20 protein-coding genes are annotated in these 23436 nt (G+C 59.6%); 16 read left to right on the top strand and 4 right to left on the bottom strand.

Translation table 11 applies throughout. The features are described 5' to 3' along the window. Positions 1–2 precede the first annotated feature (2 nt). From ACW5XC_RS06040 to ACW5XC_RS06010, 7 genes are all read left to right on the top strand, one after another. Positions 3–2993, top strand: coding sequence for a YncE family protein (locus ACW5XC_RS06040; protein ID WP_042055672.1), 2991 nt, complete (start codon positions 3–5; stop codon positions 2991–2993). Beyond that, complete coding sequence (locus ACW5XC_RS06035; protein ID WP_040066413.1) at positions 2993–3832, top strand: FTR1 family iron permease; 840 nt, start codon at positions 2993–2995, stop codon at positions 3830–3832. The genes ACW5XC_RS06040 and ACW5XC_RS06035 overlap by 1 nt, the downstream gene beginning before the upstream one ends. A 102-nt stretch (positions 3833–3934) precedes the next feature. Beyond that, positions 3935–5359 (top strand): NAD(P)/FAD-dependent oxidoreductase, encoded by a 1425-nt coding sequence (locus ACW5XC_RS06030; protein ID WP_042055668.1) that lies wholly within the window; start codon positions 3935–3937, stop codon positions 5357–5359. A 126-nt stretch (positions 5360–5485) separates the two neighbouring features. Beyond that, a complete protein-coding gene (locus ACW5XC_RS06025) occupies positions 5486–6046 on the top strand; it encodes a hypothetical protein (protein WP_042055665.1) in 561 nt (186 codons plus the stop codon). Positions 6047–6204: 158 nt separating this feature from the next. Beyond that, positions 6205–7575: a hypothetical protein gene (locus ACW5XC_RS06020; RefSeq protein WP_042055662.1), complete on the top strand. Its 1371-nt coding sequence runs from the start codon at positions 6205–6207 to the stop codon at positions 7573–7575. A 58-nt stretch (positions 7576–7633) separates the two neighbouring features. Then, complete coding sequence (locus ACW5XC_RS06015) at positions 7634–9328, top strand: hypothetical protein (protein ID WP_042055660.1); 1695 nt, start codon at positions 7634–7636, stop codon at positions 9326–9328. Positions 9329–9441: 113 nt separating this feature from the next. Beyond that, positions 9442–10653, top strand: coding sequence for a Bcr/CflA family multidrug efflux MFS transporter (locus tag ACW5XC_RS06010; protein ID WP_042055658.1), 1212 nt, complete (start codon positions 9442–9444; stop codon positions 10651–10653). 87 nt (positions 10654–10740) lie between these two features. On the opposite strand, the gene nhaD is transcribed toward ACW5XC_RS06010, so the two are convergent. Together nhaD and ACW5XC_RS06000 are read right to left on the bottom strand one after the other, a co-directional pair. After that, positions 10741–12165, bottom strand: coding sequence for a sodium:proton antiporter NhaD (gene nhaD / locus ACW5XC_RS06005; protein WP_042055656.1), 1425 nt, complete (start codon positions 12163–12165; stop codon positions 10741–10743). Positions 12166–12272: 107 nt separating this feature from the next. Beyond that, positions 12273–12740, bottom strand: a complete 468-nt coding sequence (locus ACW5XC_RS06000) for a DUF4357 domain-containing protein (protein WP_005333716.1) — start codon at positions 12738–12740, stop codon at positions 12273–12275. 197 nt (positions 12741–12937) lie between these two features. Here ACW5XC_RS06000 and ACW5XC_RS05995 point away from each other — a divergent pair, with 197 nt between their 5' ends. The 6 genes from ACW5XC_RS05995 (at position 12938) to ACW5XC_RS05970 (ending at position 20167) form a co-directional block, all read left to right on the top strand. Next, positions 12938–13618: an ABC transporter ATP-binding protein gene (locus ACW5XC_RS05995; RefSeq protein WP_042055654.1), complete on the top strand. Its 681-nt coding sequence runs from the start codon at positions 12938–12940 to the stop codon at positions 13616–13618. Positions 13619–13648: 30 nt separating this feature from the next. Next, positions 13649–16078 carry an ABC transporter permease gene (locus tag ACW5XC_RS05990; protein ID WP_042055652.1) on the top strand — a complete coding sequence of 810 codons (2430 nt, stop codon included), beginning with the start codon at positions 13649–13651 and terminating at the stop codon, positions 16076–16078. Positions 16079–16281: 203 nt separating this feature from the next. After that, positions 16282–17304 carry a lipocalin-like domain-containing protein gene (locus ACW5XC_RS05985; protein ID WP_042055868.1) on the top strand — a complete coding sequence of 341 codons (1023 nt, stop codon included), beginning with the start codon at positions 16282–16284 and terminating at the stop codon, positions 17302–17304. Positions 17305–17552: 248 nt separating this feature from the next. Next, the gene (locus tag ACW5XC_RS05980; RefSeq protein ID WP_170872271.1) at positions 17553–18035 is read left to right on the top strand and encodes an MgtC/SapB family protein; all 483 of its coding nucleotides are present in this window, start codon (positions 17553–17555) and stop codon (positions 18033–18035) included. A 469-nt stretch (positions 18036–18504) separates the two neighbouring features. Further along, entirely contained in the window at positions 18505–19122 is a 618-nt protein-coding gene (locus ACW5XC_RS05975) for a hypothetical protein (RefSeq protein WP_042055647.1), read from the top strand. A gap of 4 nt (positions 19123–19126) precedes the next feature. Then, on the top strand, positions 19127–20167 hold the full coding sequence (locus tag ACW5XC_RS05970) for a Kiwa anti-phage protein KwaB-like domain-containing protein (RefSeq protein ID WP_042055644.1): 1041 nt from the start codon (positions 19127–19129) through the stop codon (positions 20165–20167). 148 nt (positions 20168–20315) lie between these two features. Here the strand turns inward: ACW5XC_RS05970 and ACW5XC_RS05965 are convergent, their stop codons facing one another. Further along, positions 20316–21107, bottom strand: coding sequence for an alpha/beta fold hydrolase (locus ACW5XC_RS05965; RefSeq protein ID WP_042055642.1), 792 nt, complete (start codon positions 21105–21107; stop codon positions 20316–20318). A gap of 118 nt (positions 21108–21225) precedes the next feature. Here ACW5XC_RS05965 and ACW5XC_RS05960 point away from each other — a divergent pair, with 118 nt between their 5' ends. The 3 genes from ACW5XC_RS05960 to ACW5XC_RS05950 are packed head-to-tail and all read left to right on the top strand — an operon-like array spanning position 21226 to position 22488. After that, on the top strand, positions 21226–21594 hold the full coding sequence (locus ACW5XC_RS05960; RefSeq protein ID WP_042055639.1) for an MmcQ/YjbR family DNA-binding protein: 369 nt from the start codon (positions 21226–21228) through the stop codon (positions 21592–21594). A gap of 12 nt (positions 21595–21606) precedes the next feature. Next, a complete protein-coding gene (locus tag ACW5XC_RS05955) occupies positions 21607–22095 on the top strand; it encodes a GNAT family N-acetyltransferase (RefSeq protein WP_042055637.1) in 489 nt (162 codons plus the stop codon). 57 nt (positions 22096–22152) lie between these two features. Further along, positions 22153–22488, top strand: a complete 336-nt coding sequence (locus ACW5XC_RS05950; protein WP_005333735.1) for a DUF3802 family protein — start codon at positions 22153–22155, stop codon at positions 22486–22488. Positions 22489–22749: 261 nt separating this feature from the next. Here the strand turns inward: ACW5XC_RS05950 and msrA are convergent, their stop codons facing one another. Beyond that, positions 22750–23382: a peptide-methionine (S)-S-oxide reductase MsrA gene (gene msrA, locus ACW5XC_RS05945; RefSeq protein ID WP_019446160.1), complete on the bottom strand. Its 633-nt coding sequence runs from the start codon at positions 23380–23382 to the stop codon at positions 22750–22752. Positions 23383–23436 lie beyond the last annotated feature (54 nt).

The following is a 23436-nucleotide window of genomic DNA, read 5'->3' as shown; positions in this document are numbered from 1 at the left end:
CCATGTTGAAGTCATCGTTCTCTGCATATTTGTCACCCCTGCTGGCCCTCGTCCTGCTGCTGGCCAGCCCCTTCGCGTTGGCCCAGCAGATGGGCGCCGGGATGCTTGCCTATGAGGAGGGAAACGCCCCGCGCCTCGTCACTGCCAACCTGAGCGCAGGTTCCGTCACCCTGCTTGAGCGCGATAGCGGCAAGCGACTGAAAGAGGTGCAATTGGGGGGCGATCTGCGCCAGCTGGCCCGCGCCGATGACGGTACCCTGCTGGTCACTGACTACAGCGGTGATCGCCTGTTGCTGCTGGATGATGACCTCGATCTGGAAAAGGCGATCCCCACCGGCCATAGACCCTACGGGGTCATCTTCGATGCCAAACGGCAGTGGTTCTGGGTGACGCTGTTCGAATCAGCTCGTCTGCAGGCTTACGACAGCGCGGGCAACCTCAAGCTGGATGCAGAAACCGCCGAGACCCCGCGCGGGCTGGCCTTGACCAACGACGATCGCCTGCTGCTCACCCACGCCATGACCGGCCAGCTCGCCATCTATGATCTCGCCAAGCTTGGCCACGGCGCCAAGGGCTCCTCGCTTCCCAAGCCAAAGCTCATCACCCTGGCCGAGACCCACAGCGACACGCCGAGCGACTCCCAGGGCTTGCCGCGCCTGCTCGATGGCATCGCCCTCTCCCCCGATGGCAGCGAGGCCTGGTTGCCTCATGTGCTGTGGAGCTTCAGCCACCCCTTCCAGTTTCAGAGCACCGTCTTTCCGGCGGTCTCCATCATCGATCTCGATGAGGAGAAAGAGCGCGTCGATGAAAGAAAACAGCTCTTTTTGCAGATCAATCTGCCCAGCGCCGGCAACCGCAGCCAGATCGTCTCCAACCCGTTTGCGGCGCGCTTCGCCGCCGATGGTAAACGGGTCTATCTGACGCTGGCGGGCTCGGAAGATCTGCTGGTGTTTGACCTCTCCCGCAGCGGCAAATCCAACAACAACCGCCACCGCCGCAAGAAGTTTCAGGGGGGCGCCAAGGCGACCCAGCTCTTGCGTCACCTGCCGGGCCAGAATCCGCGGGATCTGCTGATCGATGGCAACCATATTCTGGTGCACAACGCCATGGGGCAGGATCTTACCCGCCTCAATAGTGGCGGCAGCGGCCCGTTTGCCCGAGTCACCGTCGATGCGCCCCACTTCGCCAAACTGGTAGAGACAGATCCGCGCCCCGAGCCGCTTCAGCGCGGCGAGCGGCTGTTCAACCTAGGTAACACAGCGTCCAACTCACGCTTCCCCATGGCGGGAGACAACTGGATGAGCTGCAATTCCTGCCATCTGGACGGGTTCAACTTCACCAACCGCTATCTGATGGCGGCCCATCGCCAGAAGAGCGGCGACAACGCCATCAACGGCCACGCCAACCTCACCAACATGGTGGCGGGGGATTTTGTCGGCGAATACCTGCGCATGACCCAGCAGACCCAGGGCGGTATGGGCCATGACACCCGCGATGGGGCCGAGACAGTTGACCCCGCCAAGCCCCAACCGGAAGTGAAAGCGATGATGGAAGATCTGCACGCCTTCGTCACCGCCGATGGCAACCTCCCCTATCTGGCCAACTGGCTGCGGCTCGATGCCCCGCGCACGGATCCCGCCAAGGCGCCGACTACCCACCCGAAAGAGTGGCTCAACTCTGCCTCCTGCCAGAACTGTCACAGCCAAGCGTTCAAGGATTGGAGCGAGAGCAACCACCGACTGATGGGCAACTCACACCCCTACTACAAGGTGGTACAGGCGCTGGCCCGCGAAACCGAAGGGGAAGCGTTCGGTCAGTGGTGCCAAGGCTGCCATATGCCCCAGCAGGTGATGACCGGCCAGCTGGATCTGCCCAAGGGCTCCCACATGTTCGAGCAGGGTGGCGCCTCGCTGATTGCCGCCCACCAGGCGGGCGAACCTGTGGTGGAGGAAGGGACCGGCTGCGTGCTCTGTCATCGCATCTCCAAAGTGGAAGATGCGGGCGGCAACAGCGCCTTTACCGTGAATTTGAAAGACCGCGAGAGCTATGTGTTCGAGGATGCCCCGGGCGGCAGCCTCCAGCACTGGCTGGCCGAGCGGCAGATCAACGCCCGTCCGGCGGCCCACAAAGCCTCCTATCAGAAGGATTTCTACCGCGACGCTGCCCTGTGCAAGTCGTGCCACAACGAGTTTGCCCCGGGCACCGGCGCCAATATCGTCAACACCTGGGACGAGTGGGAAAAATCCAGCTTCGCAAACGCGGAGGATCCCGCCAGGCGGCGCACCTGTATCGACTGCCATATGAACCCGGAGCCGGGCAATGGCGGTGCGCCGGTGGCGGGCCAGTCTACCGAAAACGGCACCATGAAGGCGCGGCTCTATCGCCACAACTTTACCGGTGCCCAGCACCAGCTGGTGGGGCTGCGTAATCCTGGGCTTGAACAGGAGAGTCTGGCCCTGCTGCGCTCCAGCGCTACCCTCTCCGCCCGTATCGAACAGGCTGCCGATAGTCAGCAGCTGGTGGTGCGGGTCGCCAATACCGGCGCGGGCCATGCCCTGCCCACCGGGGTGGCTGATTTCCGTGAACTCTGGCTGGAGCTGACAGTCACCGACGCCAGCGGCAAGGTGGTGCTTGCCAGCGGCCAGCCGGTGGATGGTGCTGTCCCTGAAGATGCGCGACTGTTCAGAAAAGTGTTCGGCGATGCCGAGGGCAAGCCGGTGGGGCTCAAGTTCTGGCGCTACGCCAAACTGCTGGAAGATACCCGCATTCCGGTCGATGGTTGGCGCGATGAAGCCTGGCCGCTGCCTGCAGATGCCCAAGGGCCCTTCAAGGCCGATATCAAACTCAATTTCCGCACCTACCCCAAGTGGGTCAATGATGCGGTGCGCGCCGCCGAGCCCAGCTTGCCGGAGCCACCCATAGTGCAGCTAAATCGGTTGCAACTTACCTTGCAGCCTCTCCCCGTCACGCCCGCTACGGAGCCTCAATCCTGATGTTTGCAAGTTTTCTCATTACCCTGCGCGAGGGGCTGGAAGCCTTCCTGCTGGTCGGCATCTGCCTCTCCTACCTCGCCAAGCTGGGGGCGAGCCGCTACAACAAGTTCATCTATCTGGGGGTGGGGCTTGGCCTTGTCGCCTCCCTTGTGGTCGCCTTCCTGTTCCAGGTGGTGGTGAGCCAGTTCGAGAGCGAGCGCTACAACCACCTCTTGATGGCGGGGATCCTCATCTTTGCCACCTTGGTGCTCACCTATATGGCGATCTGGATGCAAAAGCAGGCCAAATCCCAGGTGGGGGCCATGACGGCACGCATCGATGCGGCCATCGATGGCGGCAACCTGTTTGGTCTGGTGCTGCTCGCCTTTCTGGCGGTGATGCGCGAAGGGTTTGAAACCGTGCTCTTCTTCTCCGCCCTGCTCTATTCGGGCCAAGGGGTCGATCTGCAATCCGGCCTGATGGGCGCGCTGGCGGGGCTGCTGGTCTCCATCGCGCTGGTGTGGGGACTGCTGCGCTCCACCCGCAAGGTGGCGCTGGCGCCTTTCTTCCGCTGGACTGGGCTGCTTATCATCATCATCGCCGCAGGCTTGCTCTCGTCCGCCGTCAACATGTTGCAAGCGGCAGAGATCATCACCTTCTGGACCACGCCGGTGTTCGACATCAGCCACATTCTCGACGATCAGGGGGTATTTGGTACCTTCCTGCGCGCCCTGTTTGGCTACAATGCCTCACCCGCTGGCTTGCAGCTGCTGACCTGGGCCCTCTATCTGGCGATCTTCGTTACCCTCTGGCAGCGCAGCTATCGCCCGCAGGTGAGCGCCGCATCCAGCAAGGGCTGAGCCCGCACGCCCTGTGGCAACAAGGGCACGGGGTAACAACACCATTCGGGAGCCGCGCCTTGGCGCGGTTCCCTTATCTATCAAGCAGTTTCGGAATAGGTCATGAGCGATAACAACAAGAAAAGCATTGCGGTGCTGGGCGCCGGCCCCGCCGGTTTAATGGCTGCCTGGCGCCTGCGCAGCGCCGGTTTTGCAGTCACCCTGTTCGAGCAGGAGCCGGTGGTCGGCGGCATGTGCGCCACCCAGACCTTCAAGGGGCGCGATGGGGAGTATCGCTTCGACTACGGCGGCCACCGCTTTATCACCAAGAACCCCGAGCTGCTCGCCTTTATCGACGAGCTGATGGGGGACGATCTGCTCCACGCCGAGCGCAAGAGCGTGATCCGCTTTGGCGGGCGCACCTATGACTACCCCCTGAACCTGCCCAACCTGCTCAAGACGGCGCCGCTCGCCCTGATGGCCGGGGCGGTAAAAGACTTGCTGCTGTTGCCCTTTGCCAAGAAGCCGGATGATTTTGCCAAGGCGAGCTTTGCCGAGTGGATCCAGAGTCACTTCGGCCGCACCCTCTACCGCCAGTTTTTCGAGGGCTACACCGGCAAGCTGTGGGGCATCAACCCGGACAAGCTCTCCGCTGACTGGGCCGGCCAGCGCATCAGTCTGATCGATCTCAAAGATGTGGCACGCCGCCTGCTGCCAAGACGCAACGGCAGTCTCTCGGTGCGCACCTATGCCCGCAAATACCGCTACCCCAAATATGGCTTCGGCCAGATCTTCACCACTCTGGGGGCGCGGCTGGTGGCCGAAGGGGTGGAGCTGAAAACCGGCGCCACCATCACCCGCCTTGAGCAGGCTGATGGCCGCATCGAACGGGTGTATTGGAAACAAGATGACGTTGAGCAGAGCGAGCGCTTTGATCAGGTGATCTCCACCCTGCCGCTGCCGCTCACCTGCCAGCATCTTGGCTTGCCGTGCGATCTCCAATACCGGTCGCTTCGCTTCGTCAATATGCCGCTTAAAATAGAGAACCTGTCGGACAACACCTGGCAGTACCTCTCCGATCCCCATATTCTGGCGACCCGTCTGCAGGAACCGCGCCGCCGCAGCCCCTTTATGGCGCCACAGGGCCAGACCTCGGTGATGCTGGAGATCCCCTGCAATCCCGGGGATGCCACCTGGCAGGCGCCGCTCTCTGATCTACGCGGTCGGGTCACCGCCGATCTGGCAAGCCTCGGAGTCGATACCGCCAAGCTTGGCGATGAAACTTTTGAAGCCCGCAGCGAGTACGCCTATCCGCTGATGGATCTCGGCTATCAGGCCCGTCGTAACGAAGCCATCAAGGCGCTGATGCCCATCACAAACCTCATCATGACCGGCCGTCAGGGGACATTCCGCTACATCTTCACCGACACCGCCATGGAGATGGGGATGATGGCCGCCGACATGGTGATCGACGGGGTGGACAGACGCCACGCCATCTTTAACCATCGCAATGAAAACACCGTGATCGAAACCCAGAGCGTGGCGTGAGGCTTGTCGGTGTCCAACAGGTAGACAGACGCCGCAACACCTTTAACCATCGCAACGAAAATACCGTGATCGAAACCCAGAGTGTGGCGTGATGGCCGCGCCATTGGCATAAGTAAGGAGAACAGGATGACCATCCGCCCGGGTTTACTCGCCCTCACCCTGCTGCTGGCCCTGAGCGGGCAGGCGCAGGCTTACTCCTACGCCGCCGCCGGCAAGGAGCCACTGATAGACGCCCGCGAAGCGCTGCTGGGCGCCGCCACTGACGGCAAGGATGCCAGCGCCACCTTGAGCGAGATTGCCGACGAGCTGACCTATCTGGAACAGCACCACAAGGTGGAGCTGCAAGGGCCGCTGGCAGCAGCCATCAAGGCCAAAGATGCCGCAGCCACCGCCGCCCTGCTCAACCGCGCCTACAAGGCGGAGATCGAGCGCCGCCTCGAAGGGGCCAGCCAGAACCTTGGCGACTACCAGACCGCCAAGGTGCTGGTGGTCAAGAGCAAGCGCTTCCTCGACTTGATCCTCCCCTCCCTCAGTGAAGGGGATCGCAAGGCGGCCGAACAGGCGCTGGCCAAGGTGCTGGATGCCATTGGCAACCCGGGGGTATTCGGGGTGGGCGCCAAGCCTGCCGATGCCGCCGCCTTTAGCGATGCAGAAAAAGCGCTGATGGCCGTGCTGGCGCCGCTTTGATGGCAACCTGCCAATCATTGCGCCACCTCGCTGTGACAAACGGTGGGTTTCGCTGCGCTCTACCCACCCTACGCACGGCCTGCCGATAGATGCACCCGAACGCCGGTTTGCCCCCTTCTCCCCTTGCGGGAGAAGGGCTGGGGATGAGGGGTAAGGTAATGGCCCAGCGTTGGCCTTCCCCCTGCTCCACCACCATTTGGCTGCTCATTCTGCTGCAACTGGCTTGGCTAAGCTGGCTGCTGGCCTTCCCAGTCTCCCTCGATTCCGACGATGCTCTCAATTTTGCCCACGGGGTGACGCGCTTTAGCGTGCTGGAGTTCTCCCCCCACTTTCCGGGCTACCCCGCCTTTATCTGGCTGGCGCGGCTGATCAATCTGGCGGTAGACGATCCGGCCCGGGCGGTGCAGTGGGCAAGTCTCTTGGGTAGCAGTTTGCTGGCGCCGCTCGCCGCCTTGCTGGCGGTAAGGCTGTGGCAACGGCCAAACCTTTTGGCACCCGTCTGGCTACTGGTGCTGGCACTGCCGCTCACCCCGACGCTGGCGCTCTCCGGCCTTTCTGACGGGGCCGCGCTCGCCGCCTGGCTCGGGACGCTGCTGGCCTTGCAGCAGCGCAGAATTGCGCTGGCGGGTCTGCTGCTGGGCCTTATGCTGGCACTGCGCCCCTCCTACTTCGTGTTGGCGCTGCTGCCCCTGTGGCTGGGGATGGCGCAAAAGGGAACACGCATCAGATTTGTGCTCCCCATCGCGCTGGTTGGGCTAGCCTGCCTGCTGTTTGTCTGGCAAGCCGATGGCTGGGCCTATTTCAGCGAAGGGCGCCGCTTTACCGACGGTCACTTTACCCTGTGGGGCAACACGGCGGCGGCCCACGGTGATCGGCTGCTTAGCTGGGCGCGCACCTTCAACGATCAGCTCACCCCGCTCTGGCCCTTGGCTGTTGGGGCGCTGCTGGTGCTGCCGCTTTGGCAAAGATCAAAAAACCACCCTGCCGCCCTCCCCCCGCTCTGGACACTCTATTGGCTTGTCCTACTGCTCTGGACCCTGTTTGGCCAGAACCCTGACAATCCCCGCCATCTGGCGCCCATCACCCTGCTCGGTATTGTGCTGCTGGCAGGCTGGCTGCCGCGCCGTGGCGAGTGGGTGGTCGCGGTCGCCGGATTGCTGCTGCTCGGCGTGACCTTTACCCTGCCCCGTCCGCCCGCCATGGTGCAAGCGGCAAAACTGGCAGAAAAAGCGTGCCCGGCGCTGGTGACCCAGTGGGGGGTAAGGTTGCTGCGGGAAACCACAGCTCTGCCGGTCACGGACGGCTGGTACAAGGGGGATGCGGCGCTTGCGCTCTCTCAAGGAGCCTGTCGCCTCAGTCGCCGCCCCATCGCCGCGAGTGAAATGTCCACTGTGGTGCGCCAGCACTGGTTTGCCCCGCGCTTTGCCGCCGAGCCCGGCCTCTGGCTCGCCATTCCCTCGCTGCAGACACCCCATGGGGAAAGTGACAAGAAACATAGAAAGAGCACAAAAAACCGCCAAGACAACTAAAAAAGAGGGGAACAACTCGGGTACACTCACTGCGCATCCATAACAGACGAGTCTCCTTATGCGTGTAACCAGAGAGTGGCTTTGGGTTTTGTCGGTGCTGACCGGGGCCTGTGCCCTCCTGTTGCTGCCATTCTGGCTGCGTGGCGGCAGTCAGGGCCATGATCTGTTTCACCACCTGCTCTCCGGTCACTTCTTTGCCGTGCAACTGTGGCAAGGTGAGCTCTATCCGCGCTGGTTGATGGAGATGAACGGCGCCTTTGGCAGCCCGGTCTTTTTCTTCTATCCCCCCCTGCCCTACTATGTGAGCGCCCTGTTCGCCGGCCCCACCCCACTGGCCCACGAGGCGATGACGCCGCTGCTCTGGAGCAGCAGCGTGGCACTCTGGCTCTCCGGCCTGTTTGCCTATCTCTGGTTGCGCCCCTTTGCCGGCCACGGACGGGCGCTGGCGGCCAGTCTGCTCTATATGGCGCTGCCCTATCATCTGGCCATCGATATCTACGCCCGCTTTGCCCTGGCGGAGAGCTGGGCCTTCGTCTGGGCGCCGCTGGCACTGCTGGCTCAGGATCGCCTCTGCCGCGGCGCCCCCTTTGCGCTACTGCTGCTCGCACTGGCCGTCTCCATGCTGACGCTTTCCCATCTACCAAGCACCCTGCTCATTCTGGGCTTGCTCACCCTGCGCAGCCTGCTGCTAGTCTGGCGCTACAAGGGGAGCACAGCGCTTGTCAGTGTCCCTGTCACCGCCTCCCCGCTCATTGGCACCCTGCTGGGCCAGCTCTGGGGGTTGGCGATGGCCAGCCTGTTGCTGCTGCCCGCTCTGCTGGATCAGGCGGGGATCTCCATGGAGCAGATGCGCACCGGCATGTTCGAATTTCAGCGCAACTTTCTCGATCGTTTGCCCCAAAGCCGTGATGACTGGCGCTTTCGCGGCCATCTCGCCTGGCTGACGCTGCTCACCCTGGCTCTGCTGCTGGTAGCTTGGGCGGCTGCCCGCGAGCCGCGCCATCCCGAGTTGCTGCTCTGGGGGGTCATTGGCACCCTGAGCTTTCTGATGATGCTGCCAACAAGCGAGCCCCTGTGGCGCCTGCTCACTCCGTTGCAACTGGTGCAATTTCCCTGGCGCCTCAATCTGCTGCTGGTCATCGCTACCGTCGCCGTGGTGGCGCTGGGTACCCCCACCTATCGCCCGTGGCAGTGGGTCTGGTGGCTACTGCTTGCCCTCACCCTGCTCTCGCAGGGACTCTATGTACGCGAGGCGCCGCTCACCCAGGCTCCCGTAAAGAGTCAGCTCGACGGGGAGTTCGACAGCAAGCGCAGCGCCCGCGAATACCGACCAACGCAGGTGCCACGCGGCATGTTTGCCCCCACCCTGCTGGCTTGGAAAGAGGAATTCCAGCCCGCCATCACCAGCGACCATCAGGGGGTGAACTGGCAGATCCAGCGCTGGCAGCCTCGTCATATCGAATTGACGGTGGATGCCCCGGCACCCGCCAAGCTGGTCCTGCACCAGTTTGATTACCCGGGCTGGCAGGCAAGGCTCGACCAGCATCTGCCCCTTAGGGTCAGCAGCACCCGCAACGGCCTGGTGCAGGTCTGGGTGCCTGCCGGACAACACAGCCTCACCTTTACCCTCACCGCCCGCTGGCCGGAGCGGCTCGGGTACGCCATCTCGTCGCTGGCCTGGCTGCTCTGGCTGGGGGGAGTGATCCGCGCAGCGCGCCCGCATGACCGCAAGCGAGCTCCCCAAGGCGCCTGAATGGCCGGGCACCTCCCCCTTTTGAGGGGGCAGGAACGTCATGCCGAGCGGGGGCAAACCTGATAGACTCGCCCTTCTCCCTTTTTCAACCAAGGTTCATCAGCGGATACCCTATGCCCCAATCGCCCACTGCTCAGGCTGCCGCCCTCTCCCCCCGTTTTCTGTTTATCCTGCTGGGTGCCCTGGCGGGTCTGACCCCGCTGGCGGTGGATATGTATCTGCCCGCTATTCCGGCCATCGCCCGGGATCTGGCCACCAGCATCGACGGCGCCCAGCTCACCATCAGCGCCTTTTTGGGCGGCTTTGCCATCGGCCAACTCTTCTACGGCCCGCTCGCCGACAGCTATGGCCGCAAGCCGGTGATCCTGGCGGGGCTGGTGATGTTTGCCATCGCCTCGGTGGGCTGCGCCATGGCGGACTCCCTGCCCGAACTATTGGCCTATCGGATGTTGCAAGCGGCGGGCGGCGCGGCGGGCTCTGTGGTGGTCAATGCCCTGCTGCGCGACCTGTTCGAGAAGGATGCGTTTTCTCGCGCCATGTCGTTCGTCATTCTGGTGATGACCCTGGCGCCGCTGGTGGCGCCTGTGGTGGGTGGCTATATCAGTGCCCACGCCGACTGGCGGGTGATCTTCTGGCTGCTGGTGGGGATCAGCCTGCTGATCTGTCTGGTGATGCAGTGGAAAATTCAGGAGACCCTGAAACCGGAGCACCGTCAGCCCCTTAATCTGGGCCAGATCCTCAAGAACTACTGGGGGGTGCTCTCCCATCGCGGCGCCATGGGTTATGTGCTGTGCGGCTCCCTCTCCAGCTCCGGCATGTTCGCTTTCTTAAGCGGCTCCCCTTACGTCTATATCGAGTACTTCAAGGTGCCGACCGAGCACTACGGCTGGCTGTTTGGCCTCAATATCCTGCTGATGATGGTGGTCACCTTCGTTAACAGCCGACTGGTGAAAGGGGTTGGCGCCGAGCGGATGCTGCAATACGGTCTGCTGGTGCTGCCCTGCGCGGGCGCTCTGCTGGTCTACAACGCCTGGAGCCAGACCGGCGGCCTGTGGGGCATCGTCATTCCGGTGGTGCTGTTTGTCGGCCATATCAGTCTGGTGGGCGCCAACGCCATGACCGGCCTGATGGGCCACTTCCCGCAATCTGCGGGCACCGCCTCGGCACTGGCGGGCACCCTGCGCTTTGGCATCGGCGCCCTGGTCGGCATTCTGGTAAACCTCAATCCGCCCCACTCGCCGCTGCCGATGGCCATTGCCATCGCCTGCTGCGGGGTGGGTTCGACTCTGAGTTACTGGCTGCTGACCGGCAAGCGAGGCGATTGATCCCCCCTCCCCCCGCTCAGAAAAACGAAAGAGGCTTCCGTCAACGGAAGCCTCTTTTCGTATTGGCTCGTACTGGCGCCCAGACGTTCAGAACTGGGCACTGTTGAGCCAGAGGTGCGCCCCTATGCTCACCAGATAACCGAGCAAGATGGCAGGCAGCCACTTCAGGTGGCCAAAGAAGGTATACATGCCATGGGCCTGCCCCATCAGGGCAACACCGGCCGCAGAGCCGATGGAGAGCAGGCTGCCGCCCACTCCGGCGGTCAGGGTCACCAGCAGCCACTGCCCCAGCGCCATGTCCGGGTTCATCGACAGCACGGCAAACATCACGGGAATGTTATCCACGATGGCCGACAAGACCCCGATGAAGATGTTGGCCATGGTGGGATCCCCACCGGCATACAGCCAGTGTGATACCAGCTCCAGATACCCCATAAAGCCCAGCCCACCGACACACATCACCACCCCGTAGAAGAAGAGCAGGGTATCCCACTCCGCCTTGGCCACCTTGTTGAACACGTCAAATGGCACCACAGAACCCAGACTGCGCAACCGTACCTCATCACCATTGCGTTCATAGAGCGCACGCTTGCGGGCAAGGGATCGCGGCAGCGACTTGCGCAAATAGAAGCCGAAAAACTGCAGATAACCGAGCCCCAGCATCATGCCCAGTACGGGTGGCAGATGGAGGAAACTGTGGCATAGCACCGCAGTGATGATGGTCAGCAAGAACAGCGCGACGATGCGGCGGGCCCCCCGCTTGAGATCGACCACCTCGTTATCAGCCTCCGGCACATGGCGCGGCACCATCAGGCTCATCAGGATGGCCGGGACCAGAAAATTGAGCAGAGAGGGGATCAGCAGGGTGAAGAACTGGCCAAATTGCACCTTGCCCGCCTGCCACACCATCAGGGTGGTGATATCGCCAAAGGGACTGAACGCCCCTCCGGCGTTGGCGGCGATCACTATGTTGATGCAGGCAAGATTGACAAAACGCCGATCACCGTTGGCCACCTTCAACACTACGGCGCACATCAAGAGCGCAGTGGTCAGGTTGTCTGCCACCGGCGAGATGCAAAATGCCAACCCGCCAGTCAACCAGAACAGGGTGCGCAAGTGAAAGCCGGAGCGCACCAGCCAGGCGCGCAGGGCATCGAACAACCGCCGATCCTCCATGGCGTTGATATAGGTCATCGCCACCAGCAGGAACAGCATCAGCTCGGCATATTCCAGCAAGGTATGGCGAAATGCCTGCTCGGCGACAGGGCTCATCCCTTGCTGTGCATAGGCGATACCGATCAGGATCCAGATCACCCCGGCGGCCACCAGCACGGGTTTGGACTTGCGCAGTTGCAGATACTCTTCGGCCATCACCAGGGCGTAGGCCAACACAAACAATCCGACACAAAAAAGTCCGATTGAGGAGGATGTCAACAGAACAGGGCCACTACTGGCATGGGCGGGAGGGATAAACAGGGACAGCAGCAAAATAACAGGGGTGAGCGCAGACATGGTCTCTTCCTTTTAGAACCGTCTGGCAATGATGCTAGCACCTGGATGAAAAGAAAAATTCATCCAGGTCAATTAACGCTTAATTGGTTTGCTGTCGAAACGCGGGATTACTTCTTGCCGAAACCCGACTGCTTGAGGGTATAGCCTGCGCTGTTTTGCCAGGCATCCAGACCGCTGCGGTTATTGCCTGCCACCAGACTGGCGGCCAGACTCGGGCTGTTGAACAGCTGATCGGCGGTAAAGACAAAGCCGCCCTGACTGCGGGGCACTATGACCCCCTTCTCCAGCAGTTCGTGACGCAGCTCGATCACCGCTTCACGCAAAGAGGCGGCATCCTCGCCATTGGCAGTGGAACCGGCCAGCACCATAAAGCCGGGATTTTGCCGTTTTCCCACCGGATAACCGTGTGCCTCGGCCCCCTTGCCGTTAAAGTGGTAGAGCTCGCGCTCCCCCGGCCGGTTGTCGGAGAGTGCCTTTTGCAGGGTCATCAGCTCGTTGTAGATCTCGATGGGGACGACGGCAGCCTGCTTGTTGCCCTTGCTATCGATGATAAAACTGACTTGCTTGTGTAACATCCTTGCTCATCCTGTGACCCATGGAAGCCCCTATTCTAACCACCTCGGGCAAGCGGGATCCAGCGAGGATCCACTGCTCTTTTGCCGCCTTGATCACTAACTGGCACTCTTGATCAACCGTAAGGGGTGTTGATCATTGCTGGCCGTGCTAGCGTACCAAGCATGATGAAAGCCATTGACCATCAAACGGTTACCCCATGCTGACCCTGCGCAATCTCTGCAAGAGCTTCGATAACGGCAGTGAACGACTGCCGCTGTTCCACCATCTCGATCTCGCCCTCCCCGCTGGCGAGATCACCCTGCTGCTGGGCCAAAGCGGCTGCGGCAAGTCGACCCTGCTCAATCTGATCGCCGGGCTGATTGCACCGGACGAAGGGGAGATCTGGCTGGGGGAGACCCGGATCGACACCCGCTCCCCCGACGAGCGGGCGCGCCTGCGGGGCCGCCATTTCGGTATCGTCTATCAGGATTTCAACCTGCTGCCGACCCTGAACGTGGCCGAGAATCTGGCCCTGCCGCTCGCCATCAACGCGCTGCCACCGGATGAGACAAGGATTGACCAGTTGCTGCATCGGCTCGATATGAGCCACAAGCGCCATGCCTGGCCGGAGCAGCTCTCCGGCGGCCAGCGACAGCGGGTGGCGCTGGCCCGCGCCCTTATTCATCAGCCCAGTTGGCTGCTCGCCGACGAGCCCACCGGCAGCCTCGATGAGCACAATGCCGAACAGGTGATGGCGCTGATGGTGGCGGCGGTGCGGGACACCGGCGCAGGCTTGCTGCTGGTGAGCCACAACCCCGCCTATGCTGCGCTGGCCGACAGAGTGCTGCGCCTCGAAGGGGGGCAACTTATCGAGCTCAAGGGGTCCCGTCATGACTAAACAGCGACTGCGTCTGTCGGGGGCACGCTGATGCTGCCACTCAAAGCGCTGCTGCGCCTCTATCGCAGCCACCCCTGGTTGCTGTTGATGAGTCTGGCCGGACTGGTGTTGGGGGTGTCGCTGGTGGTGGCCATCGAGCTGCTCAATCACAGTGCCCGCACCAACTTCGTCGCCGCCCGCAGCCAGCTGGCAGGGGAAGCCAACTACCGGCTGGCCCCCGCTGGCGGGCTGGATGAGCAGCTTTACGTGCAGCTGGTGACCAGCCAGCCCGCCCTCGATGCCATGCCCCAGCTCCATGGCTGGCTCAAGGATGCAGAGGGGCGCAGCTTTCAACTGCTGGGAATGGATCTCTTCAACCCCGGTCCGCTGCGCCAGTTGTTTGGCGCCCAACCCGCGAGCGAACCCGCATTTTCCCTCAACCGTGCCGACAGCATCTGGCTGGCGGCCCCCGAAGCGGATCGCCTTGGCTGGCAAGCGGGCCAGAGCCGCCGTTTTGTATTGGGCGGCAGCGATGGCGCAAATGCCCGCCCCCTGACCCTGACGCTGGCGGGCACCTTCGAGCCGGGCGCCGTGCCCATGGAGCGACTGCTGATAACCGACATCGGCCTCGCCCAGCCGCAGCTGGGCAAAGCGGGTCGGCTCGATCGCATCGTCTTCAAGCTAAGCGAATCAGAAGCTCGCACCCTGCAGGCCACCCTGCAAACCGATTACCCGAACCAGCCCTTGTGGCTTGAGCCCATCAGCCCGGCGCTCGATGCCAGCCAGCTTGGTGATGCACTGGCCCTCAATCTGACGGCGCTCTCATTGCTCGCCATGGCGGTGGGATTGTTTCTGGTGTTCAACGCCCAGCGATTTGTCCAGAGCGTGCGCCGCCCCCAGCTGGCCCAGTTGATCATTCTGGGGATGGGGCCGAGCCGGGTGCTCCGCTGGCTCATCCTGGAGCTACTTATTCTCGCCACCATCGGCACCCTGCTCGGGGTGGTGCTCGGCAGCCTGTTGGCGCTGGCGCTGATGGGGCAACTGACCCAGGCGCTGGCCGATCTCTATGGGCCCAACCCCATCGACCTATTGCGCCTCTCCCCGGTGAGCCTGCTCAAGGCACTGTTGATCGGGCTGCTCGGCACGCTGACCGCCAACCTGCCCGGCTGGTGGCAACTGCTGCGCCAATCCCCCCTCGAACTGCGAGCAGGAAACAGCCGTCCCCCCGCTCACTCGTGGCGACGGCGCGTGCTGGCCATCGCCATCTTGCTGCTGTGCGCTCTGTGCCTGTGGTTGCCGCAAACCGGTTTGACCGGCGCCCTCTTTATCGCCGGCGGCTGGCTGCTGGCCATGGCGCTCTGGCTGCCCGATGCCCTGCGCGCCCTGCTTGGCTGGCTGCGACGGCGCGCGGGCGGCCCCCTCACCGCCCGGCTCGGGGTGGCCGAGACCCTCTATCACCTCGATCGCACCGCCATCGCGGTGATGGCGTTGCAGCTCGCCATCGCGGCGGCCATCGGCATCGGGGTCATGGTGTCGAGTTTTCGCTCCAGCGTGGAGATCTGGCTCGGCCAGCGTCTGGCCGCCGATCTCTATGTCACCGCCCCCAAGGGGGTGGCGGGCAATAAGGGCACCTTGAGCGACACAACCCTTAAGACCCTGCTCGCCAATCCGCTGGTGAGCGCCGCCTCGCGCCGCTCGGTGCATCCTGCCCGCTGGCAGGGGCAGCCCATCGAGTGGGCGCAGATGGACTTTATCCCCCAGCTTAAAGCGGCCTATCCGCTGCTGGCCGGACGCTGGACCACCCGTCCTGACGAAGTGCTGGCGAGCGAACCGCTGACGGTACGCCTCGGGGTCAAGGTGGGCCAGCAGTTGGCGATCAGCGGCGAGCAGGGGCCAAGGCAGTTCACCGTCACCGGCGTCTATCAGGACTACGGCAGCGACAAGGGGCAAATTCTGCACGCCTTCGAGGCGGGAGCGGTGCAATCCCTCGCCCTTTTTAGCAACGACCCCGAGCAGTTGGCCGACCGCCTGCGCGAGCGCTTTGGCGAGCAGCTCAATCTGCTCTCCGCCCCCGCCATTCACAGCGCGGCGCTCAAGGTGTTTGACCAGACTTTTGTGGTGACCGAGCTATTGAAGTTGCTGATCCTCGGCATCGCCTTTGTCGGCATTGGCTCGGCCTTTATGGTGCTGGGGCTGGCACGTCGTGGCGAGCTGCAGACCTTGCAGAGTCTGGGCTTGAGCCCCCGCCACTGCCGCCAGCTGCTGGTGTGGCAAGGAGCGGGGTTGGGGCTGATCACCGCCCTGCTGGCCCTGCCGGTGGGGTATGGCCTCGCCTGGGTGCTGATCGAGGTGGTCAACCCCCGCGCCTTTGGCTGGCGCCTCGCCTTCGAGGCCGCCCCCCTTCATGCGGTCACCGCCCTGTTGCTGGCGCCGGTATGTGGCGCACTGGCATCCTGGTATGCGGCAAGGAGAGTGGTATGACATATCGGTTAGCACACTGGCTCAATCATGGCTTGAAGTTCCCATTAACCACGTCCCTCTCTCCGCCCATTTGTCAGCGCAGAGAAGAGCACAGTGCGACATCGAACCATCCCCTCTCCCTTCGGGAGAGGGCCAGGGTGAGGGGGAGCTTGTCCTCCTTACGGCCCCTGTGGCTCGCCGCCCTCTTGCTCCCGCTGATTGCCATGATCGACAGCGCGCAAGCCAGCGATCTGGGTGTCCTGCTCGGCGGCGGCAGCGACAGCTTTAAAAAGGTGCAGCCGGGGCAAACCATCCAATTGCCGGAGGATCACGCTGCCCACCCCGATTACCGCTCCGAGTGGTGGTATCTCACCGGCAATCTCAAGGATGAACAGGGGCGCGAATATGGCATGCAGTGGACTCTGTTTCGGCAGGGTATCGAGCAAGAGATCCGCTCCAGCAACCCCTGGCTCACCCCCCAGCTCTGGCTGGCCCAGTTTGCCATCACGGATCTCGACCGTGGCAGCCACCAGCAAGATGAACGGGCCAGTCGGCAGGGGCCGGGGCTGGCGGGGGCCAACGGCGGCCAATATTGGCTAAGGGAGTGGCGGCTTGCCTCGCAAGGAGCCGCGCTATTCCCCGCCACCCTCAAGGTGCAGAGCAAGATTGGCGAGCTGAACCTCACCGTCACTGCCGCCAAACCGCTGGTGCTGCAAGGCAAGGCCGGTTACAGCGAGAAGAGCCCGGGCAACGCCTCCTTTTACTACTCCTACCCGCGCCTCACTCTTCGCGGCACCCTGATCCGCGATGGCGAGACCCGCATCGTCACCGGCCAAGGCTGGTTTGATCACGAGTGGAGCAGCTCGGTATTGGCGGAGTGGCAATCGGGCTGGGACTGGTTTTCCCTGCAACTGGCCGATGGCCGCGAGCTGATGCTGTTTCGCCTGCGCACCAAATCGGGACGCACTGAGCCTGAGAACCGCTACGGCATCTTGATTGAGCGGGACGGCAGCAGCCGGGTGCTCGCCCCCGACGCGATTCGCCTCAACCCGGGCAACACCTGGCGCGGCCCCAAGGGGCAGGATTACCCCGTCGAGTGGCAGCTAAACGCCGCCGGGATGAACCTCACCATCAAAGCGCGTCAGCCCAATCAGGCCATGACAGGTCGCTTTGACTACTGGGAGGGTGCAGTCTCTGTCTCGGGGGATGCCAAGGGGGTCGGCTATCTGGAGATGACCGGCTATTAAGCCTGCGACCATCGCCGGTTATCCCTTATCCTGACGCTCGCTTAAAAAGCGGGGCGCTATCAAGAACTCATTAAAATCCGACAACTTGGACAGCTTTTTACTCAACACTTTTTACTCAACAAGGGAAGTCAGCGTTTGATACCCTGCGGATGAGGTCTCATGGCGTATTTTCGTACAGCACCCATGGCGACAACATTAACCGGTTTGATTCGTTCAATTCATATGCAGCATGCACAAGGATGGCATTTATGTGGCAAGAGATCTGGCAGACCATCGTCTCCGAGTTCACCGATATTCAAGATATCAAGCAGATGACCCAGATTGTATTGCGCCTGCTGGTGGCTGGTCTGCTCGGCGGTCTATTAGGCTACGAACGTGAACAGAAAGGGAAAAGTGCCGGGATCCGCACCCATATGCTGGTCAGTATTGGCGCCGCCCTGTTCGTGCTGATCCCCCAGCAAGCTGGCGCATCAACTGCCGACCTGACCCGGGTGTTGCAGGGTCTCACTGCCGGGGTGGGATTTCTGGGGGCTGGCACCATCATTCTGGGCACCCGACAAACAGAAACCAAGGGGCTGACCACGGCCGCCGGTATCTGGGTTACCGCCGCCATCGGCATTGCCGCGGGTATGGGCCGAGAGTCCACCGCGGTGCTCGCCACCCTGATCGCGCTGTTTATTCTGACCATAGTGCCTTGGCTGCTGGGGATCAAAAAAGAGGGCCGTGAGTAATCCTCACAGCCCCCCACTGACTGCGGCCCTCTGCAGATACCGGCCACCCGAGTGGCCGGTCTGCTCGATGACCCGAAACCCATAGCCCTTATAACAGGGCATAACCGTGATATTGCCCAACCACTTCTGTCACTTGGCGCCAGTCGTCAAGGATGCCTTGTTTGTTTATTTATTGAACACCCCTCATTCACTCAACCCGCAGCCAACTTGGCTCAAGTCTGATCCTCGTCAAAAAACCTTTCAAAATCCGAGCGGTAACTAACTTTTTACTCACCAATATTAATCACTGTCTGATACCATCCTCACACGAAACTCATTCAGCGAAATGGCTTATTATGAGTTATCAGTGCTCCTCCTGTTAGCGAGAGGTCTGAATAAATTTATGTATTGTTTAGCGAGCATGGTATGCCCTTATAATTCACAAAAACACTGAATTACATTAAGACCGATATATTAATGGAAAATAGTCATGATAATTAAAAACTCACAAGAGACTAACATTAAGTTATGGGTCGAGCTACTTATTTTCCTTAGCTCATACTATCCACTTTTTTTAATTCTTTTCATAAGGGATATAAATAAAGAAACCATAGGAATCCCAATTGGCTTGGTTGATTGGGAACAGAATGTGAGCTTTTTGGCTATCACGATGCTCTTCATCTCATCATGTGCTACTTTACTGACTGGCTACATAATGAGATCATTATTTTCCAGTGCAGAAGGAACAGATATTATAACGCTAACAGAGGTAAACGCTGTTCGTGGTGACATGATTAATTATACCCTTCCTTTTCTCATCGGTCTTTTTGCATTTGACTATAAGACTTGGCAATCAATACTTTCATTGATCGTTTTTTTAGCTTTTATGTTCGCATTTACTCGAAATGAAAGAGTTATTCTACTGAATCCAATGTTCCTTCTTCTAGGCATTCGTTTGTACGATATTAAATATAAAAGAATTGGACAACCTAACGCTGAACATTATTCATGTGCTTTGTGTATGGGAACAGCTAGACAATCAGAAGAAAAAGTTCGTTTTTTAGAAAACTCGGGGATCACCTTTATTTCCGCATTAGTTGATAGGTAGCAAAATGACAATAAATCCATTAAATACAGCCGAAGAAATACAACAAGAAGTACAGCGAGAGCTTGATCAAGCAAGTTTGGATGCTAAACTCGCAGAGCTACAATCACTCGACCTATCAGAAGCCACTGTAAATCTCTGGGTTGCTGAAGTAAAGATTGGAAATAAAACAAAACGATTTGGTGAGATTAAAAATTTAAAAGTGCATTCCGACTACCAAGATCATTTTCGTCAATATGTTATTGAATGCATTCAAGGTAATCAACATATCGATGAGCTGCGCCCAATTACAACTATCCAAGATAATAGATTTTTCTACGTTGAAGCTAGTGCCACTGACTTGAGTCAACTAAAGGAAAGGGTTGAAAGCGGAACACTGATCAGTATCAATCAGGAAACTGAACTAAACGGGTATAACTCATACGTTATTCAACTCACCTTTGGTGATCCAGAATTAAGTATCTATGCATTTCGCTATATCAAAGGTGCTTGGTCATTAAATAATACTTCTAATAAGACTTTACGTACAAGTTTTCAGAGAAATCAATTGGTTGTAGAAATTGATCAAAGTTCCAAGTTTCAGATAACTCCATATATTGACTTCATTCAATATGGCTCTGATGTTTTCATCGCTGACCTTGCTCAATTTGAAACTGCGATGAACTATCACGAAAGACTCAAAGAGAAAAAAGTCGAAACAATCAGGGCACTAGGGAACAGCCCAGCAATGAACTCATCGGAAGCAATTAAGCTGACTACGCTAGTTGCGGAAGATAAGCGCCTAATGCGAAATCTCGCATCCGTCTATGAAAAGCAACATTTTAGAAATGAAATTTGGTTAAGGAAGCTACGTGAGGCCGCAGAAGCAGCAGGTAACTGGCAAATTAAATTCGATAATCAAGGGAAAATTTTAGTTGAAGAGAACAAGGAGTACGTAAAGGAACTACTGATTCTTTTACAAAACAAGCGAGTTAAGACTGTGGTAGATGGCTTGGTGTTTGATGTTGAGGGGGAGTTAATAGCTATTCCAGAGGCTTCAAGAGCATAATGCCAAGAAACTAGCAAGTATCAAAGGTAGCTGTAGCTAAACATGCACCTTAATTTATGAAATACCCCGATAGAAATTACTCTGTGGGGGTTTTATTTTTACTAAAAAATTTCAGACACTGTAATGTAAATAAAAAATTGACGATAAATTATTTTCTCACAGTCCCCAGCGATTGAATAAACGCCAAGGTACGGCGATTAAATTGCTCCGGCTGCTCCACATTGCAGACATGGCCGCACTGTTCAATGACTGCCAGCGAAGAGCTGGCATCGCGGGCCACCTGTTCGCGCACCGGTGCCAGAAACATATGATCCTCCTCCCCCATCACATAGAGGGTGGGAATGGGCAGGGAGCGTTCGCGGAAGTAACGCATCAGCGGGTTAACCTCGGTGGCGAGTCGGAACCAGCGCTTGAACTCTTTCTGGCAGAGCTTGCGGGCCTCGCGCACAAAGAGGTTGCGCGACTCCTGATGGTGCTGGCGCGGCATGATGATGAAGGCAAACAGCCGGTAGAGCCACATATAGGGCAGGAAGTGCTGGCCGAGTCGGCCCAGTTGCACCAGCACCCGCGAGCGGATATCGAGCCGCAAGATGGCGCCCCCCAGTACCATGCTTTTCACCCGCTCCGGGCAGAGCTCGGCCAGATGACGAATAAGGATGGTGCCAAGGGAGATGCCGACAAAGTGGGCGCGGCGGATATCGAGATGATCGAGCAGCCGAACGATATCTTCGGTCACTTCCCGAAAGCTGTAGTGGCCCTTGACCACCTGTTGCAGCTGGTGGGACTGGCCGTGGCCGCGCAAATCCAGCAGCAGCACGTTGAAGTGCTCGCGATAGGCGCGCAGCTGCTTGAACCAGATGGAGGAGCTGCCACCGGCGCCGTGGACAAACACCACCCAATCCCGCTCGGGACCCAGTTCGAAAGTCTTGTGATACAACATCCAATAGGCTCCCTTGGTGATGGGGGGTATACTCGGCTGCGCGCATATTAACAGAACAGCCCCGCCGATAGATATGCGCCTGACATGACCCGGATCACCCCTTGCGCGAGAACCCACCATGGATTTGACCCGTTTGCGCCACTTTCTGCTGACCCTGCCGGGCGCCACCGAAGATACCCCGTTTGGCCCGGAGATCCTGGTCTACCGCATCGCGGGCAAGATGTTCGCGCTGGTGGATTGGCAGGCCGAGCCGCTCACCATCAACCTTAAGTGCGAGTCCGAGCTGGCGTTGCTGCTGCGCGAGATCCACCCCGAGGTCAAACCGGGCTGGCATATGAACAAGCAACACTGGAACACAGTGACCCTGAACAGCACCTTGCCAGATGATCTGTGGCAGGGCTGGGTGCACCACTCCTATGAGCGGGTTGTCGCGGGTCTGCCCAAAGCCAAACGGCCACAGGCGCCGCGCCCCCTCTCCCCCTACTGACGGCCAGACCTTATGACCCCAGCACTTAGTTCAGCACTTTGTATTGTCCCCCTTGGTGAGGCACATATCCCCGCTCTCGTGAGCCTGTTTGAGCAGGCGGTGCGACGCAGCGGCCCCGAGCACTACAGCGCCGAGCAAGTGGAGCAGTGGGCCCTCGGTTCACAACATCCGGGCTTTGTCAGCCAGCTGCGCGAGCACCACGGCTGGGTGGCGAAGCAGGCAAATGTGCCCCTCGGGTTTGTCACCCTGAGCCCCGATGGCCACCTCAGCCTGCTCTATGTCAGCGCCGACCATCAGCGCCAGGGACTGGGCAATCTTCTGCTCACCACGGCGCTCGCGGGGGCCCGAGGGCTCGGTCTGACCCTCATCACCACCGAGGCCAGCGCCTTCAGTTATGAGCTATTTTTACGACATGGCTTTACGTTGACCGGGCTGGAGTGCGTGGAGCGGGGCGGAGTCAGTTTTACTCGCCATCGCCTGCACTGCTGCTTGCCAAGCTAGGGCAAGCCACTAAAATACGCTTAATTTTCGTATTGTTACTGTATTGAGGCAGCAACCATGGTGGTAGAAAGTGAAGGCTATATCTCGCTGATCGAGTATCTGGTGGAGAGTTTGGGATTGTTTGAATCCCAACAGCAGAACGATGGTGAAGAGACCATCGAAGATCTGGTCAGTGGCCGTGTTGCCAGCAACCTGATGGCCATTTGCGAGCAAAACCCCCAGCTCGATCCCAAGGTGCGTTTCGCCATCATGCAGGAGGCCGACGCCGTGGTCGCCGATCTGGAAGAGGTGCTCTCTGCCGTCTGGCTGCGCGCCCCTACCCCGGAACAGAAAACCTTCCTCATCGAGTTTATCGATCTCATCAAGAACCTGTTCGACAGCGCCATCGGCTGATCTACCGTCCGGTTTTCCCGCCCAACGCAAGATTTCAGAACAGCAGATAAGGAAAAGGGCCGCCTTGGTGGGCAGCCCTGCTTGCTATCATTTTCAACCCGCCAGTGCGTTCATTCATCAGGCGGTTATCAAGGCAAGAAATGTGTCTGGACTTTGCATCCGATCCCTGGACGCTACCTAGTTAGTCCCGACTGGTCGCAATAAGTTCCCTCCTCCGACCATTTATTTTCACTTTTATTAAGAAATCGACTACAAACCTGTTCAGCGGTTAAGGCTGGGCGGCAAACAGACTCCAATGCCACCCAATCCGCAGTAACCATCCGGATTTTTCTCCAGATATTGCTGATGGTAATCCTCTGCGTAATAGAAGGGCGCCAGCGGCAGAATGCGGGTGGTGATGGCGCGACTGTCGCCGCTTGCCGCCATCGCCTGCTGGTAGGCCGCCATGCTCTGCTGGGCAATGATCTGCTGGCTCTCGTCGCCATAGAAGATCACCGAGCGATACTGGGTGCCAATATCCCCGCCCTGACGCATCCCCTGCGCCGGGTCGTGCTGTTCCCAGAACAGTCTGAGCAGATCGCCATAGCTGATCACCGCCGGATCAAACACCACCTGCACCGTCTCGGCATGTCCGGTCAGGCCGCTGCACACCTCTTTGTAGGTGGGATTCTGGGTGACGCCGCCCTGATATCCGGCCGCGGTGGAGTAGACGCCCGGCTGCTGCCAGAACAGGCGCTCAACGCCCCAGAAACAGCCCATGCCAAACCAGGCCACCGCCATCCCTTCCGGCCAGGGGCCCTGGGTCGGGTTGCCATTCACCGCATGCTGCTGACCAATCACCATCGCTTCGCGTCGTCCCGGCAGGGCATCTGCCGGTGAAATAATCTGTTCCATGAATTCTGTCCTTGTATAAAACCCTGTGAAATCACACAGCTGACGAAAAGGAGC

The organism is Aeromonas sp. 25-AL00135, assembly GCF_054052385.1.
The sequence above is the reverse complement of the archived record's forward strand: the minus strand, read 5'-3'. Positions and strand labels throughout refer to the sequence as shown.

Bases quoted from the DNA above. Each gene is read 5' to 3' on its own strand.
- ACW5XC_RS06040 (WP_042055672.1), top strand. From the start codon at position 3: ATGTTGAAGTCATCGTTCTCTGCATATTTGTCACCCCTGCTGGCCCTC.
- ACW5XC_RS06035 (WP_040066413.1), top strand. From the start codon at position 2,993: ATGTTTGCAAGTTTTCTCATTACCCTGCGCGAGGGGCTGGAAGCCTTC.
- ACW5XC_RS06030 (WP_042055668.1), top strand. From the start codon at position 3,935: ATGAGCGATAACAACAAGAAAAGCATTGCGGTGCTGGGCGCCGGCCCC.
- ACW5XC_RS06025 (WP_042055665.1), top strand. From the start codon at position 5,486: ATGACCATCCGCCCGGGTTTACTCGCCCTCACCCTGCTGCTGGCCCTG.
- ACW5XC_RS06020 (WP_042055662.1), top strand. From the start codon at position 6,205: ATGGCCCAGCGTTGGCCTTCCCCCTGCTCCACCACCATTTGGCTGCTC.
- ACW5XC_RS06015 (WP_042055660.1), top strand. From the start codon at position 7,634: ATGCGTGTAACCAGAGAGTGGCTTTGGGTTTTGTCGGTGCTGACCGGG.
- ACW5XC_RS06010 (WP_042055658.1), top strand. From the start codon at position 9,442: ATGCCCCAATCGCCCACTGCTCAGGCTGCCGCCCTCTCCCCCCGTTTT.
- nhaD (WP_042055656.1), bottom strand. From the start codon at position 12,165: ATGTCTGCGCTCACCCCTGTTATTTTGCTGCTGTCCCTGTTTATCCCT.
- ACW5XC_RS06000 (WP_005333716.1), bottom strand. From the start codon at position 12,740: ATGTTACACAAGCAAGTCAGTTTTATCATCGATAGCAAGGGCAACAAG.
- ACW5XC_RS05995 (WP_042055654.1), top strand. From the start codon at position 12,938: ATGCTGACCCTGCGCAATCTCTGCAAGAGCTTCGATAACGGCAGTGAA.
- ACW5XC_RS05990 (WP_042055652.1), top strand. From the start codon at position 13,649: ATGCTGCCACTCAAAGCGCTGCTGCGCCTCTATCGCAGCCACCCCTGG.
- ACW5XC_RS05985 (WP_042055868.1), top strand. From the start codon at position 16,282: ATGATCGACAGCGCGCAAGCCAGCGATCTGGGTGTCCTGCTCGGCGGC.
- ACW5XC_RS05980 (WP_170872271.1), top strand. From the start codon at position 17,553: ATGTGGCAAGAGATCTGGCAGACCATCGTCTCCGAGTTCACCGATATT.
- ACW5XC_RS05975 (WP_042055647.1), top strand. From the start codon at position 18,505: ATGATAATTAAAAACTCACAAGAGACTAACATTAAGTTATGGGTCGAG.
- ACW5XC_RS05970 (WP_042055644.1), top strand. From the start codon at position 19,127: ATGACAATAAATCCATTAAATACAGCCGAAGAAATACAACAAGAAGTA.
- ACW5XC_RS05965 (WP_042055642.1), bottom strand. From the start codon at position 21,107: ATGTTGTATCACAAGACTTTCGAACTGGGTCCCGAGCGGGATTGGGTG.
- ACW5XC_RS05960 (WP_042055639.1), top strand. From the start codon at position 21,226: ATGGATTTGACCCGTTTGCGCCACTTTCTGCTGACCCTGCCGGGCGCC.
- ACW5XC_RS05955 (WP_042055637.1), top strand. From the start codon at position 21,607: ATGACCCCAGCACTTAGTTCAGCACTTTGTATTGTCCCCCTTGGTGAG.
- ACW5XC_RS05950 (WP_005333735.1), top strand. From the start codon at position 22,153: ATGGTGGTAGAAAGTGAAGGCTATATCTCGCTGATCGAGTATCTGGTG.
- msrA (WP_019446160.1), bottom strand. From the start codon at position 23,382: ATGGAACAGATTATTTCACCGGCAGATGCCCTGCCGGGACGACGCGAA.